This is a genomic window from Pontibacter sp. H249 (assembly GCF_037892465.1).
GTDB lineage: Bacteria > Bacteroidota > Bacteroidia > Cytophagales > Hymenobacteraceae > Pontibacter.
The window spans coordinates 233,782-245,754 of the sequence record NZ_JBBKTR010000002.1 but is presented as its reverse complement, the minus strand read 5'-3'; the positions used below and the strand labels follow the sequence as shown (position 1 = coordinate 245,754).

Annotated in this window: 11 protein-coding genes; 4 read left to right on the top strand and 7 right to left on the bottom strand. The window is 42.9% G+C overall.

Annotated elements, in window-relative coordinates; genetic code table 11:
- The first annotated feature begins 133 nt into the window (after nucleotides 1-133).
- Nucleotides 134-370: a hypothetical protein gene (locus WG943_RS03415; protein ID WP_340406759.1), complete on the top strand. Its 237-nt coding sequence runs from the start codon at nucleotides 134-136 to the stop codon at nucleotides 368-370.
- A gap of 142 nt (nucleotides 371-512) precedes the next feature.
- On the opposite strand, the gene WG943_RS03410 is transcribed toward WG943_RS03415, so the two are convergent.
- The 5 genes from WG943_RS03410 to WG943_RS03390 form a co-directional block, all read right to left on the bottom strand.
- On the bottom strand, nucleotides 513-1,805 hold the full coding sequence (locus tag WG943_RS03410; RefSeq protein WP_340406758.1) for a hemolysin family protein: 1,293 nt from the start codon (nucleotides 1,803-1,805) through the stop codon (nucleotides 513-515).
- Between the two features lie 92 nt (nucleotides 1,806-1,897).
- Nucleotides 1,898-2,242, bottom strand: a complete 345-nt coding sequence (locus WG943_RS03405; RefSeq protein ID WP_340406757.1) for a c-type cytochrome — start codon at nucleotides 2,240-2,242, stop codon at nucleotides 1,898-1,900.
- Nucleotides 2,239-3,696, bottom strand: a complete 1,458-nt coding sequence (locus tag WG943_RS03400; RefSeq protein ID WP_340406756.1) for a PQQ-dependent sugar dehydrogenase — start codon at nucleotides 3,694-3,696, stop codon at nucleotides 2,239-2,241. The genes WG943_RS03405 and WG943_RS03400 overlap by 4 nt, the downstream gene beginning before the upstream one ends.
- A gap of 76 nt (nucleotides 3,697-3,772) precedes the next feature.
- Entirely contained in the window at nucleotides 3,773-4,204 is a 432-nt protein-coding gene (locus tag WG943_RS03395) for a thiol-disulfide oxidoreductase DCC family protein (protein WP_340406755.1), read from the bottom strand.
- Between the two features lies 1 nt (nucleotide 4,205).
- Nucleotides 4,206-4,424, bottom strand: a complete 219-nt coding sequence (locus WG943_RS03390; protein WP_340406754.1) for a YgaP family membrane protein — start codon at nucleotides 4,422-4,424, stop codon at nucleotides 4,206-4,208.
- Between the two features lie 277 nt (nucleotides 4,425-4,701).
- Between WG943_RS03390 and WG943_RS03385 the strand changes: the two genes are divergently transcribed.
- Nucleotides 4,702-5,022 (top strand): DUF2752 domain-containing protein, encoded by a 321-nt coding sequence (locus WG943_RS03385; protein ID WP_340406753.1) that lies wholly within the window; start codon nucleotides 4,702-4,704, stop codon nucleotides 5,020-5,022.
- 1 nt (nucleotide 5,023) lies between these two features.
- Entirely contained in the window at nucleotides 5,024-5,371 is a 348-nt protein-coding gene (locus WG943_RS03380) for a TM2 domain-containing protein (protein WP_340406752.1), read from the top strand.
- Between the two features lie 11 nt (nucleotides 5,372-5,382).
- On the opposite strand, the gene WG943_RS03375 is transcribed toward WG943_RS03380, so the two are convergent.
- Nucleotides 5,383-7,350: a M1 family aminopeptidase gene (locus WG943_RS03375; protein ID WP_340406751.1), complete on the bottom strand. Its 1,968-nt coding sequence runs from the start codon at nucleotides 7,348-7,350 to the stop codon at nucleotides 5,383-5,385.
- A 75-nt stretch (nucleotides 7,351-7,425) separates the two neighbouring features.
- Nucleotides 7,426-8,331, bottom strand: a complete 906-nt coding sequence (locus tag WG943_RS03370) for a TraB/GumN family protein (protein WP_340406750.1) — start codon at nucleotides 8,329-8,331, stop codon at nucleotides 7,426-7,428.
- 653 nt (nucleotides 8,332-8,984) lie between these two features.
- Here WG943_RS03370 and WG943_RS03365 point away from each other — a divergent pair.
- The gene (locus tag WG943_RS03365; protein ID WP_340406749.1) at nucleotides 8,985-11,969 is read left to right on the top strand and encodes a SusC/RagA family TonB-linked outer membrane protein; all 2,985 of its coding nucleotides are present in this window, start codon (nucleotides 8,985-8,987) and stop codon (nucleotides 11,967-11,969) included.
- The last annotated feature ends 4 nt before the right edge of the window (nucleotides 11,970-11,973 follow it).

Genomic DNA, 11,973 nt, shown 5'->3' with positions numbered 1-11,973 from the left:
GTTTAGGTGGAGTCATCTTTTAGAGCCTGTTTGCTGCAGCACATTTTATTTTAAAATACGTATAATATAGTACAATATTTATTTTAATCTGTGTTGGATAAGCACCATCACCTAATCAAGAAAGGATAATACCATGAGACGTAGAAGAAGTGGACGTGACCATCTCTCCGATATTTTTTACACTACCGGAGACATGAGAGAAAGGACTGTGGATGAGAGCTTTGGTTTTTCCAGAGGGTTTACAGATGCAGTTAGTCAAGAGATGCTTGAAGAAGAAAGGATAGCTAGGAAGCACCGGTTGGAAAAAGAACAAAAAAATAATCAGAAGTATCCTAGCTGCGATATTAATGACAGACCTCCGATCCAATAGTGCAAATTTATTCTTCTTATTTCGCCGTTCTTCTTGTAGACTAACTAAAACACACAGAAGGCACCCGAAGATATAGAATTTAGATCTCTTGAAAGTGAAAAAGCCGTTTTTGCAGAACGGCTTTTGTTTTGGATAATTAGTCTTATACTGCACTTTGGCGGGTTCCTGTAAGTATGATTTTGTCAATCCGACATCCATCCATATCTACTACCTCCAGCGTGTAGCCATCTAATTCGATCTTATCGCCGGTACGCGGAATCTGCGAGATGTGGTGAAGTATAAATCCAGCCATGGTGGAGTATAATTTAGGATTTTCAGGTATGAATTCGGAGCTTAAATGTTGGTTTAGCTGTGCAATGGTAGTTGCTCCGCTTATAAGCAGTGAGCCATCTTCGCGGGTATAAATATTAGGCTCTGCGCCCAATCCCAAATCTGGAATGTCGCCTACTATGGCCTCCATAATATCGTGTAATGTTATAATGCCCTTAACGGCACGGTGCTCATCCACAACAATGCCTAAATACTGCTTTCTCTCTTTAAAAAGGCGCAGTGTATTCACAACAAGCATGCTTTCGGAAATGTATACCGGCTCTTTAAGTATGGAGTGCAAGCTAAAATCCTGGTTATGTTTATACGCCAGAAAATCCTTAGCCGAGAGTATACCTTGCATGTTATCTAGGCTGCCCCGGCACACAGGAAGCTTGGAGTGCGGGCTCTGCAGGATTTTCTCCTGTATGGCTTTAACGGGCAAGTCAGATCCTATCCATTCTACCTTTGAGCGGTGCGTCATCAAATCGCAGTTTCGGTAGTCGTACAGGCTGAAGATGTTTTGGTGAATCTGCTCCTCTTCATGTTCCAGTACCCCTTCTCTGCCCGCAACGCGCAGCATGTGCCGCAGTTCTTCTTCGGTTACAGTATGCGCCTCAGTTGTAGGCTTTATGCGGAGAAGTTTTATAATTAAGTTAGTAGACCCAGACAGCAGGCGCACCAGCGGGTATGATACAGAAGTGAAAAGCTTGATGAAAGGCGACACGAACAGGGCAACTCCGAGGGTGTTACGCAACGCAATTACTTTAGGAATCAACTCGCCTATTACAATGGTAAAATATGTAATCAGGATGACGAGCAGCGTAATGGATACCTGTGAAGCGTAAGGCGCCAGCACCTCAACTCTTTTAATGTATGGCGCAACATCTTCTGCTAGTGCGGTGCCTCCGTATGCCCCTGCCACAATGCCAATGAGTGTAATGGCTAGCTGTATGGAAGACAGAAAGTTCTCGGGGTGGCGGTGCAGCTCAAGTATGGTTTTGGCGCGTGTACTTCCTTTGGCTGCTCTGTGCTCAACTCTACTCTTTTTTACAGACACAAGCGCAGTTTCTGACAAGGCAAAAAAGCCGTTCAGTAGCGTAAGTATAAATATGATAATTACTTCCATGTGCTGCAAGGTGCTCTGGCTAAGAGTATACTACAGCACAAGGCACAATTGTTTTGCTTAGCCACATGCCTTTTTATAACACGTGGGGTATACTATTTGGCCGCTTTAAGTTCTTTAAGGTAAGCTACCAAATTGTCCAGTTGCTGGTCTGTGATATGTTCTTCTTTGAAAGCTGGCATTACGCCAAACCCTTTCCTTACCTGAAGTTTTATCATAAAGCCAGGCAACGGTTTATTGTTAATAGCTGGGCCTAAACCTGCTGCACCGCCGGGGTGGCATTTGTTGCAATACGTCATGTACACTGCTTCTCCGTTTGCCACCGCCTCTGATTCTATGGCAAGCGGAGCGTATATAGGTGCGCCGCGACGTGCAGAGCCACAGTAGCTAAGCAAGAGTAGCATCAGAAAGGCAGCGGAAAGTATAAAGTATCTTCTCATGGTTTTGCCTCCGTTTTAGTTACTTTCCAAATTACCCCGGTTTTATGCTTCGGTGCGGGTCCATCTTCTGTCATTTCTATCACGCCAAAATCAACTATATAAAGGCTTTGCCCATCCGGCGAGAACTTTACGCTTACCGGTCGTTCCAGTCCTCCAGACTTTAGCTTAGATGCAGGTGCTGTTTTCTTGCCTTTGTTGGCAACGAAATCTGTTACTACCCCGGTTTCTACATTTACCCGCACCACTTTATACCCAACCGGAGCCAGCACTTTGCCAACATCAGGAGCCATATCTCCAAACTGAGCGATAAACGCCTCGCCCTGGTAGCCAAAGCTGCTGCTGCGCGAAAAGTCGAGGCCATTAGAAGAAGAGTGCACACCAAGTACTGCTGCCGGCTTAGGTGGTTTATTAGGGTGTTGTGCGAGTAAAGGTTGCGGAGCTTTTTTACTCGGAGGACCAAACCTGTCACCATTGAATGCCAGCCCACCAGAGTAGTCGGGCCAGCCATACCATTGCCCTTGCTGCACCTGCCACAGGTAATCACCGGTGCCCCAAACAGGCCTGCTGCCCCGAACATCAAAGCCGTTATCGCTAACATATAGCACACCACCCGGCGAAAAAGCCAGCCCAAACGGGTTCCGGAATCCCCAAGCCACTAATTCCATACTTTTGCCCTCTGGTGTTACCCGCAGCACAGCACCCGAACAAGGAATTTTGCCTTTAATAACTTGGCCTTGTGTTGTTGTGCTGCCATAAGGCGAATATGCACCTGTCTGTTGTTGGCCGGGCTTATTTTCTAAAGGTATATCGCTACTATAGTTCTGGCCGGTAAGGGTAATATCCTGGCAGGGGATGTCGTGAAATTCGGGATGCCGCTTTAGCCAGCCAAAATTATAATTGTCAGGGCCAACAACGCCTGAATTGGTAGCGGTGCCCAAGCCAAAGTATAAATTTCCGTCAGGTCCTGGCACAGGGCCGTTGGTGTGGTGGTCGCCGAGGCTAGGGAGGTTATCTATAAGTGCGGCAATATCGCCACTTTTAGAAATTCGTAACAATTTACCTCCGTTTATTTGGCCGCCCTCTGCTACATAAAAGTTACCATTAAGGAAAGTAACGCCAGTCCAGGGGCCGTTTTTTTGCCCAGTGGCAATAGTGCTCAGGTTTCTATTCTGCTCTACGCGTAATAGCCGCGGCTCAAGAAACTCTTCGCCATAAGAATACCCAGCCTCTACCACATATACCTGTCCCTGCTCATCAAAGGCCACACCCGTCGGAAAGGTTAAACCAGTAGCAACAGCCTCTATAGTATAGCCAGTTGGAAGTGCAATATCGCTTGCTACGATTGGTCGTGTGCTTGTATTAGTGTCTATTTGTCCGCCTCCTTTGGAGGGAAGTATACTGTAGCAGCCACCGCTGAATATCAAAAGTATAAATAGGAGGTAGTTCTTTTTCATAGACAAATAATAGGTAATGTTGCTTTGGTATAGCTAAACGTTATGGCGGGCGCTGTTGTTGGTTTGAAATCAATTTCTATTTGAAGGCTCGAGCATCTGTGTAGAATAACTTAGTAAGCCAGAAGAAAAAGTCTCTGTTGTTTGCTACTACCCGATAAGCAGCCTCAAAAAAAGTATCAGCGAGCACTACATTGTAGTAAATTCTGTTCCAAGAATCGTCTCCACCAATGGCCAGTACCTCAAACACGGCAGCAGCACCATGTAAGCGCCTATACTTTGTAACCAGGTAAACCGACCTGCTGAACTGTTGGCGGGTAACACCATAGTATAGTTTAGGAAGCTGTTGATAAGGAACAAAGTCAACTTCTTCCGATGCCAAATTTTGCCATTTACTTACCCAGAACCTGCAGAAACTGCAGTTGCCATCGTAAACCATAATCGGTTTCTGCAAAGAAATTGAGTCTTGATCTACCTCTTCGCTACTGGCATTGCCTCCTTTTTCTAGCACATCATGCCGTTTTTTTCATTTTACTTATACTTTTTTCTTCTCTGCAGCCATTATACCCTATCAAGCTGTTAATCGGGCACCAGCGAATCATCGCTGTTGCGATCGATATCAGCCCAAGCAGAGCCAATGGTTTAGAATTATAATATGCGCCAATTCCCACCATAGTTAAGCCTGCTATAGCTCGTGCTTTTTGCTCCACTAAACCTACATTGCATTCCATATTGTCAAATTTTTATAAGTTTACTTCTATTTTCTTACTTCAGCGTTTAAATAATGTTTGCCTTAATAAAGTATAATTAGTAGAACTGATAAAATAACAATGCGAAGGAACAAGCTAGAGCAAAGGGTAAAGTATGAGGAGGTTAGTTCTTTAAGAGTTACCATTATATTTTATGCCTGCAGAGCACATTAATTGCTGATAATTGTGCAAGTGTGCCATGATTTAAGTATACTTGTTTAGTGTAACAAGTACAGTGCAGCAGATGATGAGGTAAATAATGAAATGGTACCAGCATATAAGGCATTTGCATTACCTGACAGAGGCAGGGCTATGGCTTGCAGCTTTGGCTTTGCTGGCTTTTATGGATCCTGATGGGACACATCTATTTAGTTTATGCCCTTACAGTTGGTTTATTGAGAGTGGCTGCTTTGGCTGCGGTTTAGGGCATAGTATTTCGTACTTGTTTCGAGGAGACTGGGAAGCATCATGGAAGGAGCATCCCTTAGCACTGCCTGCTATACTGTTGATGCTCTGGCGTTGTTGGAAGTTGCTGCGTTGGCAAAAAAATCATTTTAAAACTCTAACCTTACATAACTAATATGGCTAGCATTTTACACCTGATGCCGGACCTTGAACCGGATGAAATGAGCTTTGTGCAGACGCTCGTAAGCCCTATGACAGAAGATGAAGCGAGGCAATTTGCTTCTATTTACCGCAGCAGGCGCCGTGAGCCCATGCTGATACTAATTACAACCATTATTGGGTTCTTCGGAGTGGCAGGTATTCAAAGATTTATAGTAGGACAAATAGGTTTAGGATTGCTATACTTCTTTACAGCAGGACTTTGCTTTGTGGGCACTATTATAGATCTTATAAACTATAGGCGCCTTGCCTATGAGTATAACGTGCGTGAGGCCCAGCAAGTAATAGCCATGATGCGCTACTAGAGTAGTTTAATTTAATCTCTAACCCTGATAAACCTGGTACGGTACAGGTTTTTGCCATCGGTAAGGGTAAGATGGTATATACCGGCTGCTAGTTCTGTAATAGGGACGTTAACATCAGAAACTGGCTTTAGCGAGTAACTTTTTACAAGCTTTCCTGTCATGTCGTATACTTCTGCTAGCTTGGGGTTAAAGCTTAAATTTGCTACTTTTATACTTTTGCTCCGTCCCGATACAGGATTGGGGTAGAGCAGAGGATCGCTAAAAGCAGGTACAGCCAAAGCTATGTTTTTTCTGTTCTGTGAGATGTTTTTTAAGATCCAGTTATCAGGATCCGGAATTATATTCAGCACCTGGCCATCTACCTGTATCAGGTAATTCTCGCTGGCTGCACCCTGCGTTACACGAATAGTTGTATCACCAACAGAGGTAATAATACGGTATTCCATGTCTGTTTTAAAGAAGGAAGTGCCTCCGCTTCCGGTAACTTCTGACGTTATAAGCAGGCGGTTCTGCTCCTGGTTCCAGTTTATACTAAGCACTGGAAAGCCAGTGCCTGTATACCATTGCTTAAAGAAGTAAGACAGCTTTTTACCTGTGGTTTGCTCAAAGATTTGTTGTAGGTCTGCTGTGTTTGCTGTGCCGCCCCCAAATTGCTGAAGGTAGTTCTGCAGCGCTTTGAAAAACAGTGCATCATCATTAATCTCGAAACGGAGCATATGAATTACACAAGCTGCTTTCTTATAGGATATCCTAAAGTCGAAGATTCGCCCTACATTAGTGGTGTCTGGTACTTTAACAGATGAGGCAGAATGGCTTACCAATGAAAAATTTTGGGCATTTAACAACCAGCTTTCTGCAGCCTCAGGAACGGCAAACTTTTGCAACGCCAGGTACTCAGCATATGAGGCAAAGCCTTCATTTAGCCAAATATCCTGCCAACTGGCGCAGGTAACATGGTTGCCAAACCACTGGTGGGCTAGTTCGTGCGCTGTGAGTGTAAAAGTAAAGGTGCTTTGAGTTGTCATGGTCTGGTGTTCCATGCCTCCGCCTAAAGGTGCCAGGCTGTGGCCATACTTCTCCTCATGAAAGGGGTATAAACCAAAGAGTTCAGAAAAGTGCTCCAGAAACCCGGGCGTTCTGTCCATTTCTGGTTTGTGAAATTTCAGCGAGCCGTTGTAAATGTAGTTAAGTATAGGCACAGGGCGTGTGGCTCCGGCAGGGTTTGCATACTGCAGGTACTCCTCATAATTTGATACTGCCACCGATATCAGGTAATAATCAATGGGGTACTTCGATTTCCACTCGTAACGTTTCCTGTTTTCAGGCAGGTCCACAACCTTGGTCAAAATGCCATTGGAACCAACCTTATTTTCAGCGCTTGTCGTTACAAAAACATGCACCGAATCTGCTTTATCTGTAAGAACCTGCTTGGTAGGCCACCATTCGTATGCAGCATAAGGTTCGCTCAGGCTCCAGGTTACATCGTTCCCCCAGTTCTGTTCACGGGCAGTGTTAAAACCATTGCCTATAGCAGCCGAAGCGCCAGCAGGGGCTGTGCCACTATAAGCTATAATGGCCTCAATACTTTCGCCTGCATTTTTAGGTGTAGCTAACTGAACAGTAACATCACCTGCATTGCGGCTTATACTTTCCTCTTGTGTCCCGTTTAGCTGTACTGACTCAATTATTAGATTGGGATGTAGCTCAAACGCAAATGTGCTCAAGCCTCCTTGTTTTACTTTGGCCACAATGGTAGCACTGCCAGTAATGTAAGTAGAATTTCGCTCCAGCTGCAGGTCCAGTTTATAAAAGGTAACATCATACCTGTTCATCAGGAGTTGATGCGCTGGGGTTGCCACTGCTTGGCGCTTTACTGCCTGTGATCTGCTTTCAGCACAGATGCTTATATCTTGGCCATTAGCTATTAGGCAACCAAGCAGGAGCCAGTAAAGCAACAGAAGCGACAGAAATTTTTGCATAGTGTATTGGTGAGAGGCAGTCATCAATTCAACTATACGATATTACGGCAATGCATGTAGTTAGTAAAGCTATATTTAATTAATGATAGGCTTCACTGTATAGCCTCGTTGCCGGAGCAGCTCCAGCACGCCTTGGTCACCGGTTAAATGCCCTGCCCCTACAGCAAAGAAAGTAGGTTTTGCTTTTGCTTCACGTTCTATTACTGGTATCCAGCGCAGGTTGCGGGCAGTGAGAAAGATTTTTTCGTAAAGTTTATACTCCTCTTCGGGCATGTCTTCTTGCATAATGCTGGAAATGCCATCAAGGTCCTGCGCCTGGTATAGCTTTACCATTTGCAAGTAAGAGGCACGTGCTGCAGGCATATCTTTTACTGTTTTAACCAGCATTTCGGTTTGCATGTGTTGTGGCAACTGGTCCATGGCTGCCAATTGCTCTCTAATTGTTTCCACACCTATTACCTCTTTACCCTGCGCATGTGCGAGTTCTACTAGGCGCTGCTCATATGATATGGCTTTGCAATCTGTTAGCTGTGAGAGCAGCAGCGATTGTAACATGAATGGTTTCATGTTATCAAACATCTTAAGGTCTAGCTGCATAGTACTTGCCAAGTGCTCTGCTAAAAGCTTGTACTCTTCAGGCTTTAGTACCTTGCTTAAGGTAATACCCTTCGGTAATGTAGCGCTCTGCATTAGTTCTGCCATAAAATTTGGCGCATCCATATCTACCTCCAACGAGAGTTGGTCACACTGCTCGAGCTTCTTTTGTACAGGTTCTGGTATACTAAACTGCTCTGGGCAAAGTGCGTGGATGGTGCCAAACATATAGGATGGCGACTTAAGTCCATTACCTGATATCTCCCAGAGTAATGCGCGCGGTGTACCATTATTACCAACAGAGACTAGTGGGGGTAATAAAAGGAATAAAGTAAAGTATAAGCTTAAAAGTAATTTGACCGGCGGAGAGGTACGAGATGAAATCATAAAGCACAGGCTACAGAGTGATCACTGCAATTTATACTTTAATGAGCAACAATGCTATTGTTGCTTTAGCGTCGGTTTCGGTAGCTGCAGAGAAAGGGTTATACTTTGAGTGTTCTAATTCTTGTTTGGTTATACCGCTTTCATGTACTTATTAATTGATATAACATTGAATATTAGTTAGTTTTATATTGCTTTCTACCCTTTTTACTGAAATAGTTCACATTTCAGTATTCTTCAAGTAGGAATGTGTCGATTTTAAGCGTTTTAGGGTTTTATTAAAAACTATATAAAAATCATTGTATATCCTGTTAATATAATATGCTATGCTGCGATATGAGGTATTAATAGCTTATAAGTATAAAAAAATCATAAATATGATGTTGTAACACAGTTATTTAAATTGTACTTTTTATTTTGGGCTGAATTTAAGTATGGTATGTAGTTATTATAATAAATGATCGAATAACTACATTGGGGGTTAATTACTGTGTTTTTTTATAAGTTAAACGCATTGGCTATGCTTTGTATTTATGATAGGGGAATCAGAGTATATAATTTAATTTATTTTATCAAGTAAATTTTGTGGATTCAATTTTATGATTATATTTGGAATATTATCTATATCTATTCACTATTAACTAACCTAAAAAAGTATGAAGAAGAGGTTACTCTTTAGTCTCTTTATTGTGTTGGTACTAGCCGTTCCGGCTTGGGCACAACAAAGTAGGACTGTAAATGGAAAAGTTACTGATCAGTCAAGTGGTCAGGGGTTGCCAGGAGTTGCTGTACTCGTTAAAGGAACTACAGTAGGTGCGGCAACAGGAGCAGACGGTACTTTTAGCATTAATGTGCCAGGTGAAAACAATACACTAGTATTCCGCTATATCGGTTATACAACAAAAGAAGTTGCGATTGGTAATTCCAGCTCTATAAATGTGTCTATATCTGTTAATGACAAGCAATTACAGGAAGTAGTAGTAGTTGGTTATGGTACACAGAACCAACGTGTAAGTACTCAGTCAGTTGCTACTGTAGATGCATTGTCTTTTAAAGATACGCCACTAACTAGCCCGCAGCAGTTACTGCAAGGCCAGGCAGCTGGTGTTCAGATGACTAACTCTTCAGGTGTATTGGGAGCTGCGGCAAACGTACGCGTTAGAGGTGTTTCTTCTATCACAGCTGGTGGTCAGCCGCTTTATGTGATCGATGGTGTTCCTTTGAACGATGGTGGCTACTCTTTCACTCAAGGTGCTAGCTCTGGTCTTAACCCACTTCTCAATATCAACCCAAATGATATTGAATCAATGAGTGTTCTAAAAGATGCAGCTGCGGTTGCTATTTATGGCTCAAGAGGTGCGAATGGTGTAGTATTGATCAATACTAAGTCGGGTTCTAAAGGTCAGAAAACTCAGGTTAACGTAGATTATTTCACAGGCGTTTCTGAAGCAACAAACCAGCTGAAATACATGAGTGCTGAGGAGTACAGAACTTTCAGAACAGCTGTTGCAAATGCCAGAGGTACTGCTGTGCCAAGCTTCGGTAATGGCGTAGATTCATATGACTGGGTAGACGGAGTAACTCAAAAAGGTAGCATTAGCTCTTATAGTCTTTCTGCTAGAGGCGGTAATGATAAAACTACATTCTATGTAGGTGGTGTATATTCTGATGAAGAAGGCTTTACAATCGGTAACGAGTTAAAGAAACTATCTGGTAGATTGAATTTAGCGCACAGCGTTTCCGACAATGTTAAAATTGGCGTAAACTATAACTTGTCAAACTCTGACATGAGACGTGTTGGCCTAGAGAACAGCACTGCAGCGCCTTTAACAGGTGCTTACCTGCAAAGCCCTTGGGTAACACCTTACGGACCTGACGGGAATTTCCAGAACACTGGATTCATTGTTAACTCAATAGCTCAGGATGCACTTACTATAAACGACTTCAATTTAATGAGGAGTACTGGTAACGCATTTGCAGAAATCACTTTCCTTAACGATTTTAAAATTAAAACTGACTGGGGTATCGACTTTGTTGAAACTGATGCGAAATATCGTGATCCAGACATCCTAAGCCCGGGTGGTTATGGCTACAGATCAAATATTGCTGATAACAAGTGGCTAACTACAAATACATTGAATTACAATAAGTTTTTCGATGGACATACTATTGGAGCATTAGTTGGACACAGCTTTGAAACTTCTCGTTTTGACGATATGTTAGTTGAGGGCTCTGGTTTTGCTAGTGATGACCTGCCAAACGTAGGCTCAGCAAGTACACCTCTTTCTACAAGTGCGACAGGTTCTGAGTGGGCATTAGAGTCTTACTTTGGTCGTGTAAACTACGATTACAACAGCAAATACTTATTAGAAGGTACATTGCGTAGAGATGGCTCTTCTCGTTTCGGTGCCAACAAAAAGTACGGCACATTCTATGCGGTATCAGCTGGTTGGGTTTTATCAGAAGAAAGCTTCCTGCAGAATGTAGGATTCCTTAACTTCTTGAAGTTGAAGACGAGCTATGGTACTTCTGGTAATGACAGAATTGGTAACTTCGCATACCTAGGCCTTTTTGCAGGTGGTAGCGGTGCTGACTACAATGGTAAATCTGGTTTGATTCCAACAACTGTACCTAACCCAGATTTAGCATGGGAAGAAACAGCTCAGTTTGATATTACTTTAAATGCAACTGTGTTTGAAAGATTAGATATCGAAGCGAGTTTCTATAACAAGAACACTGTAAGTTTACTTGCAAGTCAGCCATATCCGTATACAACAGGTTTCGCCAGCGCTACTAGAAACGTGGGTGAAATGAGAAACCGGGGTATTGACCTAATGCTTACAAGCAGAAATATAACTAGACCAGATTTTGAGTGGACTACCAGCTTAAATATGGGCTTCTTGAAAAATGAAATTCTTTCTTTACCTGACAACAAAGACCCTGAAGGAAGAAACTTTATCTCAGGTAGTACAGCACAAAGAGCTATTGAAGGGGAAAGCCTGAATACATTCTATCTAGTTAGATATGTAGGTGTGAATCCAGAAACTGGTAATGCTGAGTGGTTAGATAAAGATGGTAATGTAACTACTACTTACTCAACGGCAAACCGTGTTGTTGCAGGTAGCGCGATTCCTGATTTTACAGGCGGCTTTACAAACAGAATCAGATATAAAGCATTTGACCTGAATACCTTCTTTAACTTCTCTTATGGTAATAAGGTGCTTATTGATGGTCTTCGCTTTACAGAGAACATGTTAAGTGCATTCAACAAGAGCACAGACTTGTTAGATTACTGGACGCCTGAAAACAGAGATGCATTTGCTCCGGCACTTAATAGCCCAACGCTTCCTAACTTTGCTCAGTTATCTACTCTGCATTTGCAGGATGGCTCTTACCTGAGATTAAAGAATGTAACCTTAGGCTATACGCTACCTCAGAACTTAGTTGCGAAGAGCAAAGTGCTTTCTTCAGCTCGTGTATATGTTATGGGACAGAACTTATGGACACTGACAGCAGATAACTTCAGAGGTCCAGATCCTGAAGTATCAGCGAATGGTGGTTCTAACCAAGTTGCAGGTGAGTCATTCTTTGCTTTACCACAGCCAAGATCAATAACAGGAGGTGTTAACTTAACATTCTAAGAAG